Origin of the sequence: Streptomyces roseolus, from assembly GCF_014649855.1 — a bacterium.
GTDB lineage: Bacteria > Actinomycetota > Actinomycetes > Streptomycetales > Streptomycetaceae > Streptomyces > Streptomyces roseolus.
Genome location: NZ_BMTV01000024.1, coordinates 11,777 through 35,401 on the forward strand (window position 1 = coordinate 11,777; position 23,625 = coordinate 35,401).

The 23,625-nt window shown below is 73.8% G+C and carries 21 protein-coding genes and 3 pseudogenes; 13 read left to right on the forward strand and 11 right to left on the reverse strand.

Annotation, left to right across the window (positions count from 1 at the left end; translation table 11 throughout):
- Positions 1-11: 11 nt before the first annotated feature.
- The 8 genes from IE245_RS26120 to IE245_RS26155 all read left to right on the forward strand — a co-directional run bounded on the left by IE245_RS26120 (position 12) and on the right by IE245_RS26155 (position 7,349).
- Positions 12-1,052, forward strand: a complete 1,041-nt coding sequence (locus tag IE245_RS26120; protein WP_189951793.1) for an endo-1,4-beta-xylanase — start codon at positions 12-14, stop codon at positions 1,050-1,052.
- On the forward strand, positions 1,049-2,095 hold the full coding sequence (locus tag IE245_RS26125) for a Gfo/Idh/MocA family protein (protein WP_189951796.1): 1,047 nt from the start codon (positions 1,049-1,051) through the stop codon (positions 2,093-2,095). Before IE245_RS26120 ends, IE245_RS26125 begins: the two co-directional genes overlap by 4 nt.
- Positions 2,092-2,952 (forward strand): DUF6807 domain-containing protein, encoded by an 861-nt coding sequence (locus IE245_RS26130; protein ID WP_189951798.1) that lies wholly within the window; start codon positions 2,092-2,094, stop codon positions 2,950-2,952. The genes IE245_RS26125 and IE245_RS26130 overlap by 4 nt, the downstream gene beginning before the upstream one ends.
- Entirely contained in the window at positions 2,949-3,710 is a 762-nt protein-coding gene (locus IE245_RS26135; RefSeq protein WP_189951988.1) for a cupin domain-containing protein, read from the forward strand. The genes IE245_RS26130 and IE245_RS26135 overlap by 4 nt, the downstream gene beginning before the upstream one ends.
- The gene (locus IE245_RS26140) at positions 3,710-5,185 is read left to right on the forward strand and encodes a non-reducing end alpha-L-arabinofuranosidase family hydrolase (protein WP_189951800.1); all 1,476 of its coding nucleotides are present in this window, start codon (positions 3,710-3,712) and stop codon (positions 5,183-5,185) included. Before IE245_RS26135 ends, IE245_RS26140 begins: the two co-directional genes overlap by 1 nt.
- A gap of 150 nt (positions 5,186-5,335) precedes the next feature.
- Positions 5,336-5,665, forward strand: coding sequence for an alpha-amylase inhibitor (locus IE245_RS26145; RefSeq protein ID WP_229851517.1), 330 nt, complete (start codon positions 5,336-5,338; stop codon positions 5,663-5,665).
- A gap of 97 nt (positions 5,666-5,762) precedes the next feature.
- Positions 5,763-6,332, forward strand: a complete 570-nt coding sequence (locus IE245_RS26150) for an EF-hand domain-containing protein (RefSeq protein WP_189951803.1) — start codon at positions 5,763-5,765, stop codon at positions 6,330-6,332.
- Between the two features lie 90 nt (positions 6,333-6,422).
- Positions 6,423-7,349 carry an LLM class F420-dependent oxidoreductase gene (locus IE245_RS26155; protein WP_189951804.1) on the forward strand — a complete coding sequence of 309 codons (927 nt, stop codon included), beginning with the start codon at positions 6,423-6,425 and terminating at the stop codon, positions 7,347-7,349.
- Between the two features lie 193 nt (positions 7,350-7,542).
- Here IE245_RS26155 and IE245_RS26160 read toward each other — a convergent pair.
- From IE245_RS26160 to IE245_RS26190, 7 genes and pseudogenes are all read right to left on the reverse strand, one after another.
- Positions 7,543-7,692: pseudogene (locus tag IE245_RS26160) on the reverse strand (DUF1684 domain-containing protein); the annotation flags it as partial.
- An 82-nt stretch (positions 7,693-7,774) separates the two neighbouring features.
- On the reverse strand, positions 7,775-8,674 hold the full coding sequence (locus IE245_RS26165) for a potassium channel family protein (RefSeq protein ID WP_189951806.1): 900 nt from the start codon (positions 8,672-8,674) through the stop codon (positions 7,775-7,777).
- Between the two features lie 15 nt (positions 8,675-8,689).
- The gene (locus IE245_RS26170) at positions 8,690-10,024 is read right to left on the reverse strand and encodes a nicotinate phosphoribosyltransferase (protein WP_189951808.1); all 1,335 of its coding nucleotides are present in this window, start codon (positions 10,022-10,024) and stop codon (positions 8,690-8,692) included.
- Positions 10,025-10,312: 288 nt separating this feature from the next.
- The gene (locus tag IE245_RS26175; protein ID WP_229851518.1) at positions 10,313-12,181 is read right to left on the reverse strand and encodes an NAD-binding protein; all 1,869 of its coding nucleotides are present in this window, start codon (positions 12,179-12,181) and stop codon (positions 10,313-10,315) included.
- Between the two features lie 417 nt (positions 12,182-12,598).
- Positions 12,599-13,459, reverse strand: coding sequence for a haloalkane dehalogenase (locus IE245_RS26180; RefSeq protein WP_189951811.1), 861 nt, complete (start codon positions 13,457-13,459; stop codon positions 12,599-12,601).
- 309 nt (positions 13,460-13,768) lie between these two features.
- Positions 13,769-14,548 (reverse strand): annotated as a pseudogene (locus IE245_RS26185) (MBL fold metallo-hydrolase).
- 66 nt (positions 14,549-14,614) lie between these two features.
- Positions 14,615-15,586, reverse strand: coding sequence for a GlxA family transcriptional regulator (locus tag IE245_RS26190; protein ID WP_189951813.1), 972 nt, complete (start codon positions 15,584-15,586; stop codon positions 14,615-14,617).
- 759 nt (positions 15,587-16,345) lie between these two features.
- Between IE245_RS26190 and IE245_RS26195 the strand changes: the two genes are divergently transcribed.
- Complete coding sequence (locus IE245_RS26195; protein WP_189951815.1) at positions 16,346-16,771, forward strand: SSI family serine proteinase inhibitor; 426 nt, start codon at positions 16,346-16,348, stop codon at positions 16,769-16,771.
- On the opposite strand, the gene IE245_RS37965 is transcribed toward IE245_RS26195, so the two are convergent.
- Together IE245_RS37965 and IE245_RS26205 are read right to left on the reverse strand one after the other, a co-directional pair.
- Positions 16,671-17,348, reverse strand: coding sequence for a cryptochrome/photolyase family protein (locus tag IE245_RS37965; protein ID WP_189951817.1), 678 nt, complete (start codon positions 17,346-17,348; stop codon positions 16,671-16,673). The two genes, IE245_RS26195 and IE245_RS37965, sit on opposite strands and share 101 nt — an antisense overlap.
- A complete protein-coding gene (locus IE245_RS26205; RefSeq protein ID WP_229851520.1) occupies positions 17,257-17,979 on the reverse strand; it encodes a hypothetical protein in 723 nt (240 codons plus the stop codon). Before IE245_RS26205 ends, IE245_RS37965 begins: the two co-directional genes overlap by 92 nt.
- Positions 17,980-18,290: 311 nt before the next feature.
- On the opposite strand from IE245_RS26205, the gene IE245_RS26210 reads away from it, so the two are divergent.
- The 4 genes from IE245_RS26210 (at position 18,291) to IE245_RS26225 (ending at position 21,333) form a co-directional block, all read left to right on the forward strand.
- On the forward strand, positions 18,291-19,331 hold the full coding sequence (locus tag IE245_RS26210) for an ArsR/SmtB family transcription factor (RefSeq protein ID WP_189951819.1): 1,041 nt from the start codon (positions 18,291-18,293) through the stop codon (positions 19,329-19,331).
- A gap of 152 nt (positions 19,332-19,483) precedes the next feature.
- Positions 19,484-20,224, forward strand: a complete 741-nt coding sequence (locus IE245_RS26215) for a hypothetical protein (RefSeq protein ID WP_189951821.1) — start codon at positions 19,484-19,486, stop codon at positions 20,222-20,224.
- Positions 20,225-20,227: 3 nt separating this feature from the next.
- Entirely contained in the window at positions 20,228-20,659 is a 432-nt protein-coding gene (locus tag IE245_RS26220) for a phage holin family protein (RefSeq protein WP_189951822.1), read from the forward strand.
- Complete coding sequence (locus IE245_RS26225; RefSeq protein ID WP_189951823.1) at positions 20,635-21,333, forward strand: DUF3618 domain-containing protein; 699 nt, start codon at positions 20,635-20,637, stop codon at positions 21,331-21,333. The genes IE245_RS26220 and IE245_RS26225 overlap by 25 nt, the downstream gene beginning before the upstream one ends.
- Before the next feature lie 168 nt (positions 21,334-21,501).
- On the opposite strand, the gene IE245_RS26230 is transcribed toward IE245_RS26225, so the two are convergent.
- Together IE245_RS26230 and IE245_RS26235 are read right to left on the reverse strand one after the other, a co-directional pair.
- Positions 21,502-22,128: a DJ-1/PfpI family protein gene (locus IE245_RS26230; protein ID WP_189951825.1), complete on the reverse strand. Its 627-nt coding sequence runs from the start codon at positions 22,126-22,128 to the stop codon at positions 21,502-21,504.
- Between the two features lie 154 nt (positions 22,129-22,282).
- Positions 22,283-23,229: pseudogene (locus IE245_RS26235) on the reverse strand (GlxA family transcriptional regulator).
- Positions 23,230-23,625: the final 396 nt, after the last annotated feature.

Below are 23,625 nucleotides of genomic sequence, written 5' to 3' on the forward strand. Positions count from 1 at the left end.
GGAGGCACCCCATGCCCCTGCCCCGGCACCTCGTCGCCCTGTCCGCCGCCGTCTGCCTCGCGGCCGGCCTCGCCGCCGCGCCCGCGACCGCCGAGCCCCGCCCGAAGACGCTCGGCGAACTCGCCAAGAAGCACCACAAGTACTTCGGCTCCGCCACCGACAACCCCGAGTTCACCGACGCCGCCTACCTGAAGCTCCTCGGCAGCGAATTCGGCCAGACCACCCCCGGCAACGCCATGAAGTGGTACGCCACCGAACCCGAGCCCGGTGTCTTCGACTTCACCGCCGGCGACGAGGTCGTGGCCTTCGCCAAGGCCCACCACCAGAAGGTCCGCGGCCACACCCTCGTCTGGCACAGCCAGCTCCCCGCCTGGCTCACCGACCGCACCTGGACCGCCGAGGAGCTGCGCCCCGTCCTCAAGAACCACATCCAGACGGTCGCACGGCACTACAAGGGCCGGGTCATCCACTGGGACGTCGTCAACGAGGCCTTCAACGAGGACGGCACCTACCGCGAGTCGATCTTCTACAAGACGCTCGGCCCCGGCTACATCGCCGACGCCCTCCGCTGGGCCCACGAGGCCGACCCGCACGCCAAGCTCTACCTCAACGACTACAACGTCGACGGCATCAACGCCAAGAGCGACGCCTACTACGCGCTCATCAAGCAGCTCAAGGCCGACGGCGTCCCGGTCGAGGGCTTCGGCCTCCAGGGCCACCTGGCGCTCCAGTACGGCTACCCCGCCGGCGTCAAGGAGAACATCCAGCGCTTCGCCGACCTCGGCGTCGAGGTCGCGGTCACCGAACTCGACATCCGGATGGAGCTCCCGGCCACCCCCGAGAAGCTCGCCACCCAGGCCGCCTGGTACGCCGACTACGTCAAGGCCTGCCTGGAGGTCCGCAAGTGCGTCGGCGTCACCATCTGGGACTACACCGACAAGTACTCGTGGATCCCCTCCGTCTTCCCCGGCGAGGGCGCCGCCCTGCCCTACGACGAGAACCTGGCGCCCAAGCCCGCCTACCACGCGATCAGGAAGGTGCTGGGCGGATGATCAGGACGGCGATCGTCGGAACGGGCGGGATCGCCGGCATCTGCCACGTCCCCGCCCTCCGGGCACAGGCGCACCGGGCCGAGATCGTGGCGGCCGTCGACGTGGACGCCCTGCGCGCCGAGGCCTTCGCGGCCGAGCACGGCATCCCCGCCGTCCACACCGACCTCCCCACCATGCTCCGCGAGCAGCGCCCCGACGTCGTGCACCTGTGCACGCCGCCGTTCCTGCACGCCGAACAGGCCGTGACCTGCCTGGAGGCGGGAGCGTGGGTGTGGTGCGAGAAGCCGGTGGCCCTGTCGCTGGCCGAGCTCGACCGGATCCAGGCCGCCGAGGGCCCCGCCGCCGCGGGCGCGGTGTTCCAGCACAGGTACGGCTCGGGCGCCCGGTACCTGCGCGACCGGATCGCCGCCGGGACCCTGGGCCGTCCCCTGGTCGCCCAGTGCGTCACGGCCTGGTACCGCGACGACGCCTACTACGACGTGCCCTGGCGCGGCACCTGGGGGAGCGAGGGCGGCGGCCCGACCCTGGGCCACGGCATCCACCAGATGGACCTGATGCTGGACGTGCTCGGGGCGTGGGCCGAGGTCCGCGCGATGGCCGGCCGCCTGGAGCGCGACGTCCAGACCGAGGACGTCTCCGCGGCCCTGGTCCGCTTCGAGAACGGAGCCCTCGCGACGGTCGTCAACAGCGTCCTGTCCCCGCGCGAGGAGAGCTACCTGCGCTTCGACCTCACCGACGCCACGGTCGAACTGCGGCACCTCTACGGCTACTCCAACGCGGACTGGACGTTCACCCCCGGGTCGCCGGACGTGACGTGGGAGCCGCCCGACGACCTGCCCAGCTCGCACACCGCCCAGCTCGCCGCCTTCCTCGACGCCTACGAGGCGGGCACCCGGCCCGACCTCGGCCGGCCCACGATGGAACTGGTCACCGCCCTGTACAAGGCCGCGATCACCGGCCGCCCCGTCCGGCGCGGCGAGATCGACCCGGCCGACCCGTTCTACGGCTCGCTCCACGGCGGCCGCCCGGAGGTGTTCCGATGACCTTCGAAATCGTCGAACAGGACGACTCGTTGACCGTCAGGACGCGCGGGGTCGACCTCTTCCGGTACGTGCACCGGCCGGTCATGGACCCCTTCGAGGCACCCAAGCCCTATCTGCATCCGGTCCGCACGCTCGCCGGCGACACGGTCACCGGCTACCGGCCGCACGACCACCGCTGGCACAAGGGCGTCCAGTTCACGGCGTCGTGGGTGTCGGGCCAGAACTTCTGGGGCGGCGGCACCTACCTGCGGGGCCGGGGCTACGTCGACCTGCCGAACCTCGGCACGATGCGCAGCCTCGCCGTGTCCGCCGCGACGGAGCACGGCCGCGCCCGGATCACCGAGGACCTGGCCTGGCACACGATGGCCGGGGAGCACTGGATCGACGAACGCCGCACCCTGACCGCGTGCGACGTCGAGGCCGACTCCTGGACCCTGGAGGTCACCACCGCGCTCACCAACGTCCACGACAGCACCCTGGTGTTCGGCAGCCCGGGCACCCAGGGCAGGGAACTCGCCGGATACTCCGGCCTGTTCTGGCGCGGCCCGCGCGACTTCACCGGCGGCGAGGTGATCGGCCCGGCGATGGGGGAGAAGGGCGACCGGCTGGCCTTCGTCGGCCGGCACGACGAGGTGGACCGTGCCTCCACGCTGCTGTTCCTCGACGATCCGGCCGCCCCCGGCCGCTGGTTCGTCCGCAGCGAGCCCATCCCCGCCGTCAACCCGTCCCTGGCCTTCGACGAGGAACTGCCGCTGGCCCCGGGAGACACCCTGGCGCGCCGCTACCGGATCGTCGTCGCCAGCGGCGCGTGGACCCCCGCCCGCCTCTCCCGCCACGTCCAGGAACACCCGTGGTGAGCCCCCTCCCCGGCGGCGTGGGGATCTCCGCGCTGACCGTGTACGACTGGGAGGCCGCCGACGGGCTCCGCGGCGGCACCCCCCACATGCACCTCGTCTGCTCGGAGGCGTACGTCGTCATCGCCGGTGAGGGCAGCGTCCAGACCCTCACCGCCTCCGGTTTCGCCGACACCCCGCTGCGTCCCGGGGACGTCGTCCGGTTCACCCCCGGCACGATCCACCGCCTCGTCGACACCGGCGGACTGCGCCTCGTGGTGCTCATGCAGAACAGCGGGCTCCCCGAGGCGGGCGACGCCGTCCTCACCTTCCCCCCGGCCGTCCTCGCCGATCCCGAGGCCTACCGGGCGGCGGCCACCCTGACCGGCGACCACGCCGTCGCGGCACGCCGCCGCCGCGACCTGGCGGTCGAGGGCTTCCTGGCCCTGCGCGACGGCGGGCTGGCGGAGTTCCACGCCGCGGCCCACCGGCTGAAGCGGGACCTCCTGGACGCCTGGTGGCTCCGCTGGCGCGACGGCCCGCTGGCGGCGGCCCTCGCGACCGGCTCCCAGCTGGCGGCCCTCAGAGCCGGAGACCTCTCCCACCTCGACCACGGCGAGGTGGCCCGGCTGGAGCACCCGGCGGAACCGGGCTTCGGCATGTGCGGCCTCCTCCACCCCTACGCCGCCCCCGCTCCCGCCCCCGCCCCCGATCCTCCGACGCGGCCGCCGCGCGGCTCGTCGGACGCACCCCACCCCTCTTCCCCGAAGGAGCTCTCCTGATGAGATTCCACCGCCCGCCCCTGGTCCTGGGGCTCGTCCTCGCGGTCCTGTCGTCCCTGCTGCTCGGGGCCACTCTCCTCACGGCCCCGCCCGCCGCCGCGGCGACCGTCGACACCAACGCCTGGTACGTCCTGGTCAACCGCAACAGCGGCAAGGCCCTGGACGTCCACAACCTCGCGACCGGCGACGGCGCCCGCATCACCCAATGGACCAGGAACGACCAGAACCAGCAGCAGTGGCAGTTCGTCGCCTCCGGCGACGGCTACTACCGCGTCAAGTCCCGCCACTCCGGCAAGGTCCTGGACGTCCACAACCTCTCCACCGCCAACGGCGGCGCGATCGTCCAGTGGACCGACCTGAACGGCACCAACCAGCAGTGGCGGCTCGCCGACAGCCCGGACGGCCACGTCCGCCTCGTCGCCCGCCACAGCGGCAAGGCCCTGGAGGTCCAGGGCGGCTCCACCGCCGACGGCGCGAACGTCGTCCAGTACGACGACTGGGGCGGCGCCAACCAGCAGTGGCAGCTCGTCAAGGTCGCCGGCGGCGGCACCCCCGGCACCTGTGCCCTCCCCTCGACGTACCGCTGGTCGTCGACGGGCGCGCTGGCGCAGCCCAAGGCCGGATGGGCTTCGCTGAAGGACTTCACCGTCGCCCCCCACAACGGGCGGCACCTCGTCTACGCGACCACGCACGGCGCCGCGGGCACGGGCGCGGGCTGGGGCTCGATGAACTTCAGCCCGTTCACCGACTGGTCCGAGATGGCCTCGGCGTCCCAGAACGCGATGTCGACGTCCGTCGTCGCCCCCACCCTCTTCTACTTCGCGCCGAAGAACATCTGGGTGCTCGCCTACCAGTGGGGCAGGACCGCCTTCTCCTACCGGACGTCGACCGACCCCACCAACCCGAACGGCTGGTCGGCTGAGCAGGAGCTCTTCTCCGGATCCATCACCGGCTCCGGAACGGGGCCCATCGACCAGACGCTGATCGCCGACGACCGGAACATGCACCTGTTCTTCGCCGGTGACAACGGCAGGATCTACCGGGCGAGCATGCCGATCGGGAACTTCCCGGCCAGCTTCGGCTCGTCGTACACGACGATCATGAGCGACACGACGAACAACCTGTTCGAGGCCCCGCAGGTCTACAAGCTGCAGGGCCAGGACCGTTACCTCATGATCGTCGAGGCGATCGGCTCCCAGGGCCGGTACTTCCGCTCGTTCACGGCCACCAGCCTGAACGGCACCTGGACGCCCCAGGCCGCCACCGAGAGCAACCCCTTCGCCGGCAAGGCCAACAGCGGCGCCACCTGGACCGACGACATCAGCCACGGCGAACTGATCCGCACCAGCGCCGACCAGACCTTCACGGTCGACCCCTGCAACCTGCGCTTCCTCTACCAGGGCCGCGCCCCCGGCTCCGGCGGGGACTACGGCCAGTGGCCCTACCGTCCGGGCCTGCTGACGCTGCAGCGCTGACGAACTGCGGCAGGCGGACTTGAAAAAAGGGAAGCGCTTGCAGATCCCTGAAGGTCAGGTGAACTGCGGTGATACACCCGAGCGTCGGATCTGTCTGAAAATGTTTGCAGACACTTGCGCAAGGCTGGGAGTGCTTCGAAGATGCATCGCATGACCGATCTGATGAACCGTCTGCCGCGCGCGGCGGCCCTCGCCTCGGCGGGGCTCCTGCTCTCCCTGCCCGCCGCCCCGTCCGCCGCCGCGGCCACCGCGTCCGCCGCCCCCGCCTGCGTGGAGTACGCCCAGGGCTGGCGCTACACCGACGTCCACAACGGCTGCGGCGACGCGGTCGCCATAACGGTCGACTACACGAACGGACAGTGGGCCCCGTGCCGTGTGATCCCGTCCGGCGAGCGGGCGACCTTCGCCGGCTACGGGACGGACGGCAACTACGTGACCGGGCTGCGGACGTGCGACCCGGCCGCGACCACCGGCAGCTGATCCGGCCAGAGCGTTTCCTTCCGGGCGGCGCCTCGTTGCCCCGCGTGGCAGGCGCACCCCGCGTCCTGCCGCAGGACACGCGGAACGAGGAGCGGCGATGACCGGTCGGGACTTTCTGACGGCGAAGATCGAGCGTGGTTTCGACCAGCTCGACGTGAACGGCAACGGCGTGCTGACGGAGGACGACCACGTGGTGATGGGACGCCGCGTGGCGTCCTCCCTCGGGCACGCCGAGGGCTCCCCGGAGGCGCGCCGGATCGTCGACGCCTACCTGGGCATCTGGCGGGAGGTGCACCTGCCGTTCCTGCCGGCCGGAGAGGACGGGATCCCGCGGGAGCGGTTCGTCGCCTCGACCCGCGCGCTGGCCGACAGCCCCGGCGTCGCCGAGGCCACCCTCGGCAGGATCGCCGAGACCTACCTGCGGATCGCGGACATCGACCAGGACGGGCGGGTCAGCCCCGCCGAGTTCCTCGCCTTCCAGCGTGGGCACTTCCCCGGGTTCACCGAGGAGGACGCGGCCGAGGCGTTCCGTCACCTCGACACCGACGGCGACGGCACGCTGTCGCCCGCCGAATTCACCAGCGCCGTCGTGGAGTTCTGGACCAGCCCGGATCCCGAAGCCGCCGGCAACTGGTGGATGGGGCAGCCGGTCGCCGACCGGAGCTGAGCCGTCCGTCCCGGCCCCGACGGTGGCGGTCCCCCGGGCGATTCGCCCGGAGCAGGAATTCCGGGGAGGGAGGCACCTGTTGGGGCGTACATGAATCTCGGAGTGACGCTCAGCTCGACCTCCCGGCAGCTCCCCCTGGACGACACCGTCGCCCTCGCGCGCGAGGCGAGGGACGCCGGTCTCCACTCGGGATGGTTCGGTCAGTCCTTCGCGTACGACTCGCCCTCGCTGGCCGCGATCGTCGGCCGCGAGGTGCCGGGCCTGCACGTGGGGACGGCCGCGCTCCCGATCTTCGGCCGGCATCCGCTGCTCGTCTCCAGTCAGGCGCAGACGGCACAGGCCGCCACCGGCGGCCGCTACCACCTCGGGCTCGCCCTCGGCACCCGGCACCTCACCGAGGGCGCGTTCGGGCTTCCGTACCAGCGGCCCATCGGTCTGCTCAGGGAGTTCCTCACCGCCCTGCGGCCCCTCCTCGAAACGGGGGAGGCCGACTTCCACGGCGAGCTGCTGACCGCGACGACGCCCTACTCGGCGTCCGTGCCGGGAGCCCGGCCGACGGTGCCGGTGCTCGTCGCGGCCATGGGGCCGCAGGCCCTGCGCGTGAGCGGCGAACTCGCCGACGGGATCCTTCCGTTCCTGGCCGGGCCACGTGCGCTCGCCGAGCACATCGTCCCGGCCGTGACCGCAGCGGCGGACGCGGCGGGCCGGCCCGCGCCCCGGATCGTGGCGCTCGTGCCCGGCGCGGTGACGGACGACGCCGAGGGAGTGCGGCGGCGCGCGGCGGAAGCGCTCGCGCTCTACGAGAGGGTCCCCTCCTACCAGCGCGTCATCGAACTCTCCGGCGCCGGCCGGGCCGCCGACCTGGCCGTCCTGGGTGACGAGGAGACCGTGGCCGCCGAGATCCGCCGCTACCGTGACGCGGGCGCGACGGAAGTGGTGTTCACGGCGACGGACCTGAGCGGCGAGGACGACCGCCGCCGCACCTGGAAACTGCTCGGAGAGCTGTCGCGAGGCTGAGCCCCGCCCCCTCCGGTCGGCATGCCGACCGGGGCCGGAAGCCGGGCCCCATCGGTATCGGCCGGCTCACCGGCGCCCGCGGCCGTTTGGTCACCGCGGGCGCCGGCGTGCTCCTGGTCACCCTCGGGCCGGCGACCCCGGTGACCGGTTCGGCCGGGGGGCCGGCCCACGGACGACCGCGACGGAAGCGGCGGCGCTCGCGGGGGATCCTCTCTCCGGCCTCGATCGCGACGGGCAGCCGGTTCTCGGCCGGCGGCAGCGGGCAGGTCGCGAAGCCGGTGTAGGCGCACGGCAGATCGGCGGCGCGGTTGAAGTGGAGCACCACAGCGTCGTCGGCCCGGGGGAGCGCCGATGCCGCCGTGACCGGCCGGCGACGGGTCCGGCCCCGAGGCCGCCCGCTCCCCGAAGCGGTCGAGTCCTCAGGGTCACCCGCGTCCACGGGCAGCGGGAGGGCCGTCCGTCTCCCAGGGCTGCCCGTGGTCGAGGGCGAAGGCCGCGAAGTCCTGCCCGGGTCCGCCGCCCGTGCGCAGGAAACGTTCGTCGAGCACGCCGGCGAGGTCGTCCAGCGCCCTGTCCAGGACCGACGCGGAGAGCCGCACGTCCGGATGGTCCGCCTCCGCCGCCCGCGCGGCGAGGCCCAGCGCGTAGCCGAGCTGCCGGGGCAGGGCCGTGTGCTCGTCGGCGTCGTGGAAGTAGTACGACTCGGCGTACTGCATGAAGTCGACGGTGGCCAGGCCGGACGCCAGCCCGTCGAGCATCGCCGCACCGCCGCCGGAGTCGAGGGACCGGGTGGTCGTCGCGCTGCGGCGCAGGTGCGAGAGGCGCAGCGCGAGCGTTCTGCGGCGGGCGAGGGCCGGGTGGACGCCGAGGATCCACGCCACGGTCGCGGACAGCAGGACGAAGCCCACGAGGGCCTCCATCGGGGCCAGCACGCGCGGCCATCCCGTCGCCGGAGCGATGTCGCCGAGCCCGAGCGTGGCCAGGGTGACGAGGGAGACGTACAGGGCGTCCACCGGGCTCGCGTGCTCGCCGGGGGCGAGCCCGGACGCGTAGGAGAAGTCGTCCGGCATGTGGGGCCAGTAGACGAGCGCCCAGCCCACGGCCACCGTCAGGGCCCACACGGCGACGACCGCGACCATGCCGAGCGGGCCGGCGAGCCCGGCCGGCCGCCGGCGCGAGCCGCGATGGGCCGACACGCGCCAGACGGTCCGCATGACGAGCCTGCTCAGGCCGCCGTGACGGGTCGGATGCCACAGGGTGTGGAAGACGTCCCGGAGGATGACGAGGACCAGGAGAGCCCCCGACGCGGTCACCAGCCAGGCCATCGCGCCTCCCTTCCGCTACGGTCCCGCCCCGGTCCGGGCGGCGAGCCGGTGCCGGACCACGGCCGTCAGCGCCGACAGCCGGGTCGACGCCGAGGGGACCGGCGGGACCGGCCCGTCGATGCTCCGTGCCGACTCCGGGAGTTCCGCGAGGTCCGCCTCGAAGCGGGCCCGGGCCGCCGCGAGGGTGTCCGGTGGCCCGGTGCGGAGCCCGCCGCGCATCACGGTCCGCAGCAGCGGCTCCGTGCCCTCGGGCGGCTCCTCGTTCGCCAGGCCGACGACGTCGCGCAGCCCCGGCCCGCGGAAGACCTGTTTCGGGCCCGGCGTCGTGACCTTGGCGGACGACAGCTTCATCACGGGCCGGCCGTCGTACTCGACCAGCTTGTACGCGGCGTCCAGATACGGCGCGTCGGAGGCCGTGCCGACCTTCGTCCCGACGGCGTACGCGTCGATCGGCGCGCCCTCCCGCACCAGCCGGTCCACCCCGTACTCGTCCAGGCCGCCGCTCGCGATGATCCGGACGTCCGTCAGCCCGGCGGCGTCGAGCGCGGCACGGGCCCGGCGGGCCAGCGCCCCCAGGTCGCCGCTGTCGAGCCGGACCGCGCATCCTGCGGCGAGCCCGAGGTCCGCGAACACGCGGGCCGCGGTCGCGACCCCGCGCCCGGTGTCGTAGGTGTCGACCAGGAACGTCACCGGACCGGGGTGGGTCCGGGCGAAGGCGCGGAACGCCCGCTCCTCGGAGGGGAAGCACTCGACGTACGAGTGGGCCATCGTGCCGGCCGCCGGGATGCCGTACCGGCAGGCGGCGGCGACGTTGCTGGTGCCCGCGAACCCAACCAGGGCGCACAGCCGGGCCGCCTGCACGCCGGCCCCGGGGCCGTGGGTCCGGCGGAGCGAGAAGTCCACCAGTCGGCGCCCGGCGGCGGCGAGCACGCACCGGGCGGCCTTGGAGGCGACCGCCGTCTGGTGGCAGAGCAGCGACAGCAGGCAGGTCTCCACCAGCTGCGCCTGGGGGAGCGGCGCGGTGACCTCCAGGAGCGGCTCTCCGGCGAGGACGATCCTGCCCTCCGGAACGGCCCGCACCTCCCCGTCGAAGGAGAGTCCGCGCAGCGGTGCGAGGTCCGCGACGGGCCGCCGCAGCGCCGTCGCGAACTCCTCGGCGTCCGCGTCGCCGACCCGGAACCGCGCCAGACGGTCGAGGGCCGGTTCCAGGCCGGCGGCGACCAGGAAGCCCCGCCCCGGCGGAAGGTCCCGCACGAACAGGCTGAACGTGGCCGGTGCCCGCATGTCCTCCCGCAGGTACGAGAGCGCCATGGTGACCTCGTACAGGTCGGTGGTCGTCACCTCGGACATGCTTCGAGCATGCGCGGCCGACCGGCGCCGCGCACGTCGCCGGGGGCGGGGCGTTCCGGGCCGGCTCCCGACCAGCGACCACCACTCCTCTACAAATCTGTAGAAAGAGGTGTCTCCGTCTGCCTGAGCCCCTTCGGATCCCTTCCCGGAACGAGGGGGAGCGGGCGACCCGCAGGGGGCGGACCGGTTCGTACGCCGTTTCGGCCCGGAGCCGGCCGAAGGGCCCCCACGGTCCAGGGAGGGGGCCGGAGCGGTCGGCGGAGGCCCTGGCCGGACGGCGTCGGCACGTCAACGGCCGGGCACGACGGCGAGGAGTTCGGCGAGGCCGCGTCGGGTGGTGGCGATGACGACCCGGTCCCGGGGCTGGAGGACGTAGCCGGGGTGGAGGTCCCACAGGAGCTGGGGCTGCTCGCCTCCGTGGGGGGTGGAGGCGAGGTCGGGGCGGCGGGCGGCCGGGTCGGCGGTGTCGAGGGCGAGGACGCGCCAGGCGTTCGGGCGGAACGACTCGGCGACGGTGCGGCCTTCCAGCTGGGGGTGGCCGGCGACGAGGAGCGCGGCGAAGAGCAGCACCTTGCGTTCGACGGGGATCGCGCCGAGGATCTGGCGGCCCATCATGGCGCCGGCGAAGGCGGGTGCGGCGAGGTGGGAGACGCTGCGGCTGCGGGTGACGGCGTCGGGGTGGGCGGAGCGCAGGGTGCGGTAGACGGCGGTGGCGAAGTCGTCGTCGTAGATCCGCAGGACCGTGCGCAGGTCGCCCTTGAGGGCCCGGGCGGCGAGGACCGCTTCCAGGTTGGTGGTGTCGGAGCTGGTGAGGGCGAGCAGGGCGTCGGCCTGGTGGACGCGGGCCGCGTCGAGGACGCCGTCCTCGGTCACGTCGCCGAGGATCACGGGGACGCCGAGGTCCCGGGCGAGGGGGATGCCGCGGGCGTCCGGGTCCTGCTCGACGCAGACGACGGGGACGTCGTACTCCCGCAGCCGGGCGAGGACCCGGGCGCCGATCTTGCCGAGCCCCAGGAGCACGACGTGCCCGGACAGTCCGCGTGGCGGGCGCCGCAGAGCACCGGACGCGCGGAACGTGCCCAGCGCCTCCAGGCCTCCGGCCACGAGCAGGGGCAGCAGGGCCAGGCCGACCAGACCGGACAGCAGTTGGAGGACCTGCCGGGTCGTCGAGCCGTCGAGCGCGGGGTCGTTGATCGAGAAGAGGTCGAGCAGGGTCAGGTACGCCGCGTGCGTGGGGTCGGCGTCGGTCAGGACGGCCGTGGTGGCGGTCAGCGCGAGGACCGCGGCCACGACGCCGGCGACCGCCCACCGCAACCGGCTGGAGAACACCTCGCCCAGCGGCGCTCCGCGTCGCGCGAACCGCCGGGGCGGCAGGGCGGGCCCGGACCGGCGTACGGCTTCCAGGACGACGGCTCCCCGTCCTTGGGACGCCTGGACGGTCCGGTCCTCGGGGAGGAGCTCGGGCCCCTGCGAGCCGCTGGTGTCGGAGCCTTCGGCCCCCGCGGGGTCGCCGGCGGTGGAGGACAGCAGGGCGAGGGTGCACAGGCCGGGATCGGACACCTCGCCCCGGCCGGGGGCCGGGCGCTCCGCCGCACGGAGCAGCAGTCCGTCGGCCTGGACGACCTTGCGGGTGTCGGCGATGGCGGTGGCCACGAGCGCGGGGGCGGCGGTGTCCGCGTCGGACAGCACGGTCGTGGACGCGTCCAGGACGGTCCGGTCCGCGGCGGACGCGGTGACGAGGGCGGCCTGGTCGAGGAGCCCCTCCAGGTGGTCGCCGAGCTTGCGGTTGTACATGCGGACGACCAGCCGCAGCCCCGGGTTGAGCCTGCGCGCGGCCAGCGCCGCCCGCAGATTCGTCTCGTCGTCCTCGTAGAGCAGGGCGAGCGCGGCCGCCTCGTCCACCCCGGCACGCCGCAGGGCTTCGCGCGTCGGCGCCGGGGCGGACAGCTCCCGCAGCGGTGGAGCCACCCCGGGACGACGCGCGGCGGCCGGCTCCGTCCCCGCCTCGCCCGCCTGACCGTCGGGCACGACGAGGACGACGTGCCGCCGGTAGATGTCGCGCAGTTCGGCGGCCAGCCGGCGGGCGAGCCCGTCATCGCCACAGACCACCATGTGACCGTCGGTCCACGGGCCTTCCTGGTACGGCAGCGCGGTCATGTCTCCCCCCTCCGAGGCGCCGGACCGACCGTCCCGGCCTGGCCCGGCCCGGCCCGGTGATACTCGACCGTGTAAGTGGCGCCCCTGGCAAGGTCGTTGAGCGCGAGGACGAGGAACGCGCCGGTGGGACGCCGTGACGTGGACTCCCGCGACGCGGACCCACATGACGCGGACCCCCGCGCCGCTCGCCCGCACCGGGGCCCGCACGGGGCCCGCGTCAGGGCCCCCGCCGTGCGTCGGTGCGCCTTCGCCGTGCGTAGGGTGTCATGGCCTGGTCGGCGCGTCGACTGCCCGGATCCGGCAATCTCGTGGCCCGTTCGGTGCCGGGGCCGTACGGAGGCCGTACGGAGACACGGAGGTCGCACGGAGGCCGCTCGGAGACGCGTCACCCGGGGACTCGCTCGTGCGTACCCGGAATCAGGGGAACCGTCGGGCGATCGCGTCCACGATCCGGTCCGGCGCGTCCTCCTGGACGAAGTGCTTCGCCCGGTGGAGTTCGACGACGCTCAGTTCGGTGAAGGAGGAGCGAAGGCGGGGGATGCACGCCTCCGGCCGGAACACCATGTCCCGCATGCCCCAGACCGCCAGGGCCGGTTTGTCGCCGAGACGGGCGGGGACCTCCCGGGCGAGCTCCTCCAGCAGGGGCCGTGCGGCGCGGATCTCCCTGGGCATGACCGCGAGGCCGCGGCGGGCTTCCTTCGTGGGCTGCACCAGGCGGTAGTGGTCGGCTTCGGCGGCTGTCAGGGCGGGACCGGTTCTGCCGAGCAGAAGCTTCTCCACGAGCAAGTTCTTCTCCAGAATGCGCCGTTGCAGGGGGCGGCTGCTCATGATCGCGCTGAACGCCCGGTTCGCCGGCGACTCGATCGGCCAGAACGCCGTATTGCCCAACACGATCCCCCTGACGCGGTCCGCCCGTGCGGCTGCCGCCCCGAGACCGATCGGTCCGCCCCAGTCCTGCCCCATGAGGAGGAATCCGTCGAGGCGTAGGTGGTCGATCAGTTCACCCAGGACCGCCGTCTGTTCCGCGATGGTGTAGCCGAAGCCGGCCGGGCGCTCGGACAGGCCGAAGCCGAGGTGGTCGACGGCGATGCAGCGGTAGCGGTCGCGCAGGCCCTCCACGACGTGGCGGTAGAGGAAACTCCAGGTGGGGGAGCCGTGGCAGAAGAGGATCGGCGGTCCTGACCCCTGGTCCACGTAGTGGACCCGGCCCGCGGAAGAGTCGAACCACCGCGAGGTGAAGGGGTACAGGCCCGGATCGGGAACGAAGTCGATCATCATGGCGCTCTCCTCCGGCTCGGTGAGGTGTCATGCCGACGCGTCCGTGATACTACAGATGTAGTGTGCGGGGCGACACCCTGACGCCGCCTTCGTCCCCGACGGGACCGCCGCGCCCGCTCCGCCGGCGGGGGGAGCTCGTGAAACGGGCGGGAACGCCAGGACGCTCGTCCTGGCAAGGGGCGGCGGGACGTCAGGCGCTTCGGTCCGGACGTGGCGCTGGACACGGTCCTGCGGCTGTTCCGGCGGCAGGGCCGGCTCTCCGGGGGAGCCGCCCCGGACGCCCCGGCCACCGCGGCCGACGTGCCGCTTCTACCGGGACGCGCCGCTCTCCCCGCGGACGGGGAGCCGTCCCGCCGCTTCGCGTCGGGAGAGCCGCCCGTGTTCCCGGTCGGCCCAGCGCCGGACCCGGTCGGGTTCCAGCGAGGTGCCGTGGCCGACGTGGAGGCGGGTGGGGTTCAGGGCGAGCATCTCGCGCAGACTCGCGAGGTTGCCCAGCGGATCGTCGTGGAACGGCGGGTTGGCGGGCCGGCCCCGCACGAGGCCGAAGAAGGAGTTGGCGATCAGGTCGCCGGCGACGAGGTCCCCACGGTCGGTGAGGACGGAGACCGAGCCGGCGGTGTGCCCGGGGGTGGGCATGATGCGGGCCGACACCCCGAAGTCCTCCAGGTCGGTCTCGCCGGTGACGAGGACGTCGGGTTCGAGCGGTTCCACGCGGATGTGCAGGTTCTTGTGCCTGGCCATGAGGCGGCCCATCGGTCCGGTGGGCCGCTAGGGCTCGCGGGCCCGGCCGCTGCGGTAGGGGCCGAGGTCGGCGACGTGTCCCGCCACGGGCGCCCCCGTCAGGCGGTGCAGCTCGGCGGCGGAGCCGAAGTGGTCGATGTGGCCGTGGGTGAGGACGATCAGGGACACGTCGGCGGGGTCCACACCGTGGTCGGCGACCTGCTCGTAGATCTTCCGGCCGCTGCCGGGCGTCCCCGCGTCGACGATGACGGGGCGGCGGCCCAGCAGCAGGTACGCGTTGATGTGGTGCCGGCCTGTGACCGGGAGGGGGACGACCTTGGCTCGGGGCATGGTTCTCTCCTTGGGCATGACGGTCCACCGCCGCGCGGTGCCGGGCGGGTGGTCGGGTGAGCGATGGGGTGAGCGGGGTGCTGTTCAGCGGAAGCGGCGCCGGTACGCGGCGGGGGTGGTCCCGAGGCGGCGCCGGAACGAGCGGTGCAGGCTCTCCACGGAACCGAGGCCGCTGAGCGCGGCGATCTCGGGCAGGGTGTGGGTGCTGTCCTGGAGCAGTCGACGGGCGGCCTCCAGCCGGACGGATTCGACGTACGCGGCCGGGGTGGTACCGGTGCGGCGTCGGAACAGCCGGGAGAGGTGACGCACGCTCAGGTGCAGGTGTGCGGCCAGGGCTTCGGCGGACAGGTCCTGGGCGAGGTGCTCGCCGATCCACGTCCGCAGGTCGTCGATCGGGTCGCCGGGTTCGGCCGGACGCGCGAGCGGGACGCTGAACTGGCTCTGGCCGCCCGCGCGTTTGACGTACATGACCATCGTCCGGGCCGTGGCCAGCGCGAGCTCGGGACCATTGTCCTCGGTGACCATGGCCAGGGCCATGTCCATCCCCGACGCGATGCCGGCGCACGTCCACAGCCGCCCCTCCCGGATGAAGATCGGATCCGGGTCGACGGAGACGAGCGGGTGGTCGGCCGCCAGCCGTGCGGCCGTCCGCCAGTGGGTCGTGGCGGAACGGCCGTCCAGCAGTCCCGCCGCGGCCAGCAGGTGCGCGCCCGAGCAGACGGAACCCAGCCGGTGGACACCGGGGCCCACGGTGCGCAGCCAGTCGATGATCCCGGGATCGAGGACCGGCTCGACGTCGTGGTCGCGCACCCGGACGGCACCCGACACCAGCAGGGTGTCCACATCGCCGTCCACCTCGTCCAGGGACAGGTCGGCCATCAGCCGGATCCCGCTGGAGGTGGTCACCGGCTCGCCCTGGGCCGTCGCGATACGGACGGTGTAGCCGGACCCGCCGGCGACCCGCGTCGCGACGGAGAACACCTCGGCCGGACCCGTGACGTTGAGCAGTTCGACGCCGGGGAAGGCCACGACGACGACTCTGTGCGGTGGGAGCATGTGCCGATCATGTCGCCCCGCCCCGAGGGCCGCAATGACCAGCTTCTGTCACATTCGGCCACGCTCGCGGCAGGATCGACAGCGCTGTCGCGGTCGCCGTGTCCGCGCTCGCCCCGCGGTGCTTCGCGCGGGCGTCGGCACGGCTCCGGGACGCCCCCGAGGGCGTGGCGGCGGCGCCGGCGCTCGTACGCCGCCGAGCCGGTCACGACGACGGCGGCGCACGACGGAAGCCCGGACGTGGCCCTGATCCTCGACGGGGCCGCGGACGCGCTGACGGTACGGGTCAGGGGCGGCGGCCGCTGGTGCTCCGTACGTCGTCGAGAACCTGGCGTGCGGCGGGCGCGGCCCGCGCCTGGCCCGGCCGGGCAGGGGAGGCGGCCGCGTGGCACGCCGAGCGGCGGACGCAGCCGCCCACGGACGCCGGCTTCCCCTTCGTCGCCCGTCGTCCGTCGCCTGCCGGTCGTCGACGAAGCCCTCTCCCGCGACGCGCCCCGCTCCTCCTCCCGTGGCAGATTTCTGGTCGATCATCGAACACGCGGATTGAGTCATTCCGGCGGATCGGATCCCTCGAAGGGCCCTGCGCTCAAGCTGCCGGCCCACAGATTGTGCGCTTTCCTGCCACTTGTACGATCCGTACGGTTTCTGAAACGCATCGGGTCGAGGTGAGCGCCCACGGCGGTCTCGGCAGACTCGCGCTCGCCGTTCCGGCACGACCTGCCGGCCGGCGACACCCTCGAATCGAGCGTAAGGACGCACATCATGCGGAACACCGCGCGCTGGGCAGCGGCTCTGGGCCTGGCGGCCACCGCCGCCTTCGGTCCCCTCACCGGCGCCGCCACCGCGGCCCCCGAGGCCTCCTCCCTGGTGCTGACCGCCAGGTACGGAGACACCTACACCACCCTCACCGCCGACCCCGCCGCCCTCCGGTTCAGCGAGGCCACCCTCACCTGTTCGCCCTCCGCCTCGGGCACCCACCCGTACGCCGCGTCGGCCTGTGCCGAGCTGCGCCGCGTGGACGGCGACCTCGACGCCCTGCGGCCCACGCCGGGCGTGATGTGCCCGATGCACTTCGACCCCGTCGTCGTCACGGTCGACGGCGTCTGGGAGGGCCGGAACGTCTCCTACGAGCGCACCTTCGGCAACACCTGCGTGAAGAGCACCTACGGCAGCGTCTTCGCGTTCTGACGGAGCGGGCGGCCGTCCCGGCCGGTCTGGACGGGACGGCCGTCCGCGTCGGCGTCCGGTGGCCCCGGTCGGCGCCCGGTGGCCCCGCCTCCTTCACCGGAAGGACGCGGCGCCACCGACGCACCGGGCGTACCACGCGGATCCGGCGCCAGGCCCCTCCCCGTGGCGGCGGCCGGCGGTCCTCGTGACCGAGGTTCCAGGCGCCGCCCACCGGCCCTCCGCCCTCCACCAGGAGGTGGCGGCCCCGGCGGACACGCCGGCGGAAGTCCTCCACGCGGAGCGTGCGCTGCCCGCCGGCCGGGAGCTCACGAGGCGGCAGCACCGTGAGGTCGTCGAGCGACCGTACGGGACACGGGGCCGCCCGCGAAGCCGGGTGGCCGGCCCGGCGGGCGCCCGCCGGGCCGGCCGTCGCCGAGGCGCAGGAGGACGAGGACGGCGGCGGCGCGAAGCCGGGCGCACCCGACCGCGGCCGTCTCGGTCGCGGGTCAGGCGCGCCACACCTCGGCCGCGGCGAGGAACGCCGACGACGACGGGCGGTCCGGAGTTCCTCCCCGGCTGATCTCGCCGGGCTGGACACGGCCGTCGACGAGTGCCCGGGCCCGTCCGCACGGGCCGAACACCAGGCTCAGGCTGTGTTCGACGCCGGCCAGCGGGAACCGGTCGGTGGTGAAGGCGCGCCGGTCGAGGACCTCGGCCATGCGCACGTCGATCCCCCCGCCCCGGGCACGCAAGCCGGACGCGAGATCGAGCCGAACCCGGACCGCGGACCGGTGGAACCGGGGGGCGGACCACGGCAGGCCGTCGAGTTCGGGGAAATGGCGGACGAAGTGATCGGCCAGCCAGAGCGCGAGGCGGGGGTCCTCCCCGACGGTCCGCACTCCGTCCGGCCGCCAGAGCACCACGACGTTTCCCGCACCATGGGCGGACCACTCCACCTGCCAGACGGAGATGTAGGCCGTGCACGAGCCCGTCCCGTCGAAGAGCTGGAGACCGGGGTTGGCGCCGACCAGAATCGGCTTGCGCAGCTCGGGATCGCTGCCCGGAGCGTCGCCGGCCGCCGATGCCGGGGCGGCGGTGGCCAGGAGCCCCATCGAGCCGAGGGCGGCGCCCATGCGGACGATGCCCCGCCGGCTGACGGAGGCAGAGGCGGAGGCGGGGGTGGCGGGCCGGCTGTGGCCGGATTCCGCAGGCGTTCGGGGGGAGCTCAAGGAGCCTCCTCGGTCGTGGTGACACGGTCGCGGATCACCATCCGGCGCGGGCGGCGGTGGCTTCCACTCATTCGAGGCCCTTCGAATCCCTCGGCCCGCCCCGGTGGCGATGGGACACTCCCGGAATGGCGATGAGGGTGCGGCTGGACGCACGGGCTTGGAGCAGGTCGCGGTTCGCCACGTCCGCGGCCATGGAGGTTCTCGGTGTGCTGCGGCACCGCGACCGCCATCCGGCGGCTCACGCACGGGAGTGGCACGCTCGTGCCCGAAGGGCACTCCCGCCGGGCCGGCTGGCGCTGCTGGAGGCCCTGGTGCCCGCCGATCACAGTTACGCCCCGGATTTCCTGACACCCGTGCCGCGCCACGGCGAGTCGATGCCGGAAGTGGCCGCCCGTATCGCGGCGACCCCGGGCGACGAGGTCGACTACCAGCTCGACATCGCGATCCGCGGCCGGCGCGTGTGGCCCGACGTCCTCGCACTGCACCGGAGCGAGGCGGCCTACGAGCGGTGGCGGCGACCGATGCCCCCGGCGCTCGCGAGAGTGGCACGCGACGGCGGCGCCGCCGTCGCGACCGCTGCCGCCACGGCGATGGCGACCCTCTTCGAGTCCGTACTGGCCCCGGACTGGCCACGGGTCCGAGCGGTTCTGGACGCCGACATCGGCAACCGCGCCGACCGGATGGCCGCGCACGGCGCGGCGGCGGTGCTCGACGATCTCGGCGAGCGGATGCGGTGGACGGGCACCGAGCTCGTACTGGAGCGCACCTACTCCGGGATCATCGACTGGGCCGACGAAGGGGTGCTCTTCGTGCCGGCCACGACGCATGTCGGCCCGGTGCTGTTCGCCGCCGAACGTCCGCACACGCCGGTGCTGTTCTATCGGGCGCGCGGCATCGGCGCTCTCGGGGAGCGCCCGGCGGCCGCGGCGGAACCGGCCCTGACGGGACTCGTGGGCGTGACCAGGGCCGCGCTGCTGACCACCCTCGACGTGCCCGCGTCCACGGTCGAGTTGAGCCGGAGGACCGGCTGGAGCAGCGCGACCGTGTCGTACCACCTCGGCATTCTGCTGCGGGCGGGACTGGTCGACCGGCACCGCCGAGGTCGGGTCGTCCGCTACACGAGGACCGGCCTCGGGACGGCACTCGTGACCTCCCGGGCGGAAGAGCGGACGTCCGGTGCCGCGCAGCCGCCCACGATCCGCACCGACAGCTCGACGGCCCACGCAGACAACCGCCGACCCGGCCTCCCGCGCCCCCGCCCGGCCGATCTGCGGAACCTCGCCGCCGAGCGGCTCGTCGCGCCCGCCCGGACCGCCGACGACCCCGGTCCGGAGGTGCGGGACCGGGGGTGACCGCGACCCGCCCCGACCGGGCCCCTCGAGCCCGTGATCAGGGGCCGGCGTCCCGATCCGCCGTCTTCGTTCCATATGAGGGGTGAAGGGGCGAAACATGGGCAAGCGCGGACGGGAGGGAAAGATGATCCTTCGATCGACCAGGAGGAGCTTTGAGTGACTTCCAGGAATCGAGCCGCCGGCAGGACAGCACCACGGCGGCGGTAGCACACACGGCCCAGGACAAGGCGGGCGAGGGCGCCGAACTGGTCGGCGGCAAGGCCGCCGAGGTGGGCGGGACGGCCAAGGAGCAGGCGGCCAACGTCGTCGGCGAGGCCACCGCCCAGGCCCGGAGCCTTGTCGATGACCTGCGGGGCCAGCTCCAGGGACAGGCGCAGTCCCAGACCGAGCGCCTGGCGGAGAACGTGCGTCGGCTCGCTCGGGAGCTGCGGGAGATGAGTGAGGGCGGCAAGCCCGACTCCACCATGGCGGGCGTGGCCCGTCAGCTGGCCGATGGGGGCGAACAGGCCGCCGCACGCATGGAGCAGCGCGGTCCCGACGGGCTGGTCGGCGACCTGCAGGACTTCGCCCGCCGCCGCCCCGGGGCCTTCCTGGCGGGCGCCGCGGTCGCCGGGTTCCTTGTGGGCCGCACCGGCAAGGGAGTGGGCGCGGCCTCCTCCCCCGACACCGGCGGCCGCACCGACACCGGGGGCGACGGCCCCGGCGCGCCGCAGCGGGCCCCGAGCGGCGTCGCCCCGGCCGCCCGCTCCGGCGTGCCCGCCGGCTATGAGGACCTCACCGACACCTACGGCCAGTCGCAGCCCCCGCACGTGGTTCCGACCCCGCCGTCCTATCCGCCGCAGGGCGGCACGCAGCCGTACGGCGGCTCGCCGCGCCCGGGCGAGGGGAGGTGACCCGTGGCCACCGCATACCAGGAACGGCCGACCCGTCCCGGACCGCCGCCGGCGGCACCGGAGCCGTCGATCGGTGATCTGGTCGGTGAGATCGGCCAGGACCTGACGGGCCTGGTCCGTACCGAGATCGAACTGGCGAAGGCCGAGCTGAAACAGGAGTCGGCGAAGGCCGGCAAGGCGGCCGGAATGCTGGGCGGTGCGGGCTACGCGGGTCACATGGTGCTGCTGTTCGGCAGCCTCACCGCCGTATTCGCCCTGGCCCACGTCGTCGACATCGCGTGGGCGGCGCTGATCGTCACGGCCCTGTGGGCCGCCGTGGGCGCGGCGCTCTACGTCAGTGGCCGTGCCGGCTGGCGCAACGTCCATCTCAAGCCCGAACAGGCCGTGGAATCGCTGAAGGAGGACGCACGATGGGCCCGACACCCGACGAGCTGAGGACCGACGCGGAGTACCGGCGCGCGCACTTGGCGCACAACGTCGACGCTCTGGCCGAGAGGATGACCCCGCGGAGGGTGGCACGGCGCAAGGTCGACTCGGTGCGCCACCGGGTCAGCGGAGTGAAGGAGCGCGTGATGGGAACCGCACAGGGCGCGGCGGGCGGAGCGTCCGAGAACCTGGGCCAGGCCAAGGACAGCGTGACGACGACCGCCAGGGAGGTCGGCGGCACCGTGAGCGAGGCCGTCCAGCAGGCGCCCTCGCAGGTGAAGCGGCAGACCCAGGGCAGTCCGCTGGGCGCGGGACTGGTCGCCTTCGGCGCCGGCATGCTGGCCGCCGCCCTCCTCCCGACCACGGAGGCGGAGGAACGCGCGGGGCAGAAGCTGCGCGAGCACTCCGGTGAACTTCTGGAGCCCGTCAAGGAGACGGTCCGCGACGCGGCCCAGGAGGCCAAGGAGGAGATGCGGGAGCCCGCCGCCCAGGCCGTGGAATCGGTGAAGGGCACGGCCCAGGAAGCGGTGGACACGACCAAGGACCACGCCCGGAGCGCCGGCCAGGAGACGGCCCAGGGCCTGCGCCAGGTGGGCCAGGACGCCGCCGAGGAAGTGCGCCGCACCCCCGACGGCCCGGGCACCCCCGGCACCCCCGGCACCCCCGGGTCGGCGGCCTCCTGACCCTTCCCGGTCCGGACGCCTCCGCCGTGGAACGGGCGGGCCTGCGAAGGCCCGCCCGTTCCCTGCTCGTGGGCCCCTCTCCCGGCCACGGCGCCGCCCGCGCTTCCGCCCCCGGAACCTGGCCGCGCGCGAAGAGCGACTGCCGCGTCCTGCCGCACGGGACTCGGTCTAGCCGGTCCAGACGGTGCCGCGGGCCTCGTACTCCAGCATGGCTTCCAGGCCGAGCGCGGCGTCGACGCCCAGCTCGCGGCGGACCAGCCACAGGGCGAGGTCCAGGCCGGAGGTGACGCCGCCGGCGGTCACCAGGTCGCCGTCGTCGACGATCCGGCCGCCGACCACGTGACCGCCCTGGGCCCGAAGCTCCTCCTGGGCGATGTGGTGGGTGGTGCAGCGGCGTCCGGCCGTCAGGCCGGCGGCGGACAGCAGCATGGTGCCCGTGCACACCGCGCCCATGACGAGACCGTCCCGCCGGGCGGCCGCGAGTGCCCGGGGCAGGGTGCCGCGCCGGATCTCCCGCTGGAGACCGGAGCCCTCGCCGTAGCCTCCGCCCGGGACGACGATCACGTCGGCGGAACGCGGCGACCAGGCGTCCCGGCAGACGACTTCCATACCGGAGGAGGTCGTCACCCGGCGCGTTCCGTCCGCCGTGACGAAGGACTGCGCGAGGTGTTCCCCGCCGACGATGCCGAACACCTCGATGTGTCCGGCGAAGTCCTGTTCCTCCACCCCGTCGTAGAGGACGGTGTGGACGCGCAGAGGGCGCGCGGGCCGCGGACGTACGGACGGAGAAGGCATGAAGGGGCCTCCGGGGAGAAAGGGGGGGACGTGTGCCTCGCGGACCGGGCCGCGAGGCGGGAACGCGTCCAGTCTTCCGGCGGCCGCTCCCCGGCGACACCGGCACGCGTGCCCCCGGTGCGCAAGATACGGCCAGCCCGGCCCCCGGCTTCCGTCAGCGGCGGAAAGCGGACCTGTACGCCGACGGCGTCGTGCCGACCTGCCGGGCGAAGTGATGGCGGAGCGTCTCGACCGCCCCGAAGCCGGTGGCCTCCGCGACCCGCGCCAAGGGCAGCTCCGTCGTCTCCAGGAGCTCCCTGGCGCGCTCGACGCGCTGCGCGAGCAGCCAGCGCAGCGGCGTGGTTCCCGTCTGGGCCCGGAAGTGCCGCGCCAGGCTGCGCCGGCTCATCATCGCGTGCGCCGCGATGTCGGCCAGGGACAGCGGCTCGCTCAGCTTCCGGCGCATCCACTGCGGCGTCTCGCCGAGGTCGGCGGAGTCGGTCTCGGGTGTGGGTATTCGATGTACTGGGCTTGGCCGCCGGTTCGTTGGGGCGGCATCACCAGGACGCGCGCGGCGCTCGCGGCGGCCGCGGCGCCGTGGTCCTGGCGGACCAGATGGAGGCACAGGTCCAGGCCCGCGGCGATGCCGGCCGAGGTGAGCACCCGCCCCTCGTCCACGTACAGCACGGACGGATCCACGTCGATCCCGGGGAACCGTTCGGCCAGCGCGCCGGCGAACCGCCAGTGGGTCGTCGCCCGTCGGCCTTCGAGCAGTCCCGCGTGCGCGAGCGCGAAGGCGCCGGTGCAGATCGACGCGATACGGGCTCCGCCTTCCGCCGCCTCCCTCAACAGCCGTAACGCGCGGGGAGCCGGGACGCGTTCGGCGGGGACGCCGGGCACGATGACCGTGTCCGCGCCGAGAACGCCGTCCCAGCCGTACGACGAGGAGACGCGAAAGGGCGCCGAGGGCCCGGCCGTCGCCGCCGTGGACCGGTCGACGCAGACGCGGACCTCGTAGGCCGGAGATCCGTCGGGACCGGTGACGAGCGCGAACACCTGGCAGGGGATGGCGAGATCGAAGGCCGACACCCCGTCGAGCGCGAGAACCGCAACGATGTGCATGCGTCCGAGGTTACGCACCCCCCGCATGCCCCCCGGATGCCTCCTGCGCACCCACTGCGACCGGAACAGCCCCGGGACGGACACCCCGGCCGGAGCACCGCTCGGTGGCCCCGGGCGCAGGCCCCGGGCACCAGGCGCTCGAAGGACGATGCTCCTTCCGAGCACCCGGCTTTCCCCCCCGTCAGAAGAATCCGGGCTTCCTGGGGCCGTCGCTCTGGAGGATGTTCTTCGTGTGCTGGTGGCACAGGCGTTTCGAGACCCTGGCCTGCGGAGACGTCGGCGCTGTCGCTCCCGGAGAGCGAGCCGGCCCGGGAATGGGCCGGATCTTGGTGCACGGTCGAAGTCCCCTGCGAAGCGTCGATCCGCAGCACCCGGGAACGTCGTGGACTCCGCCGG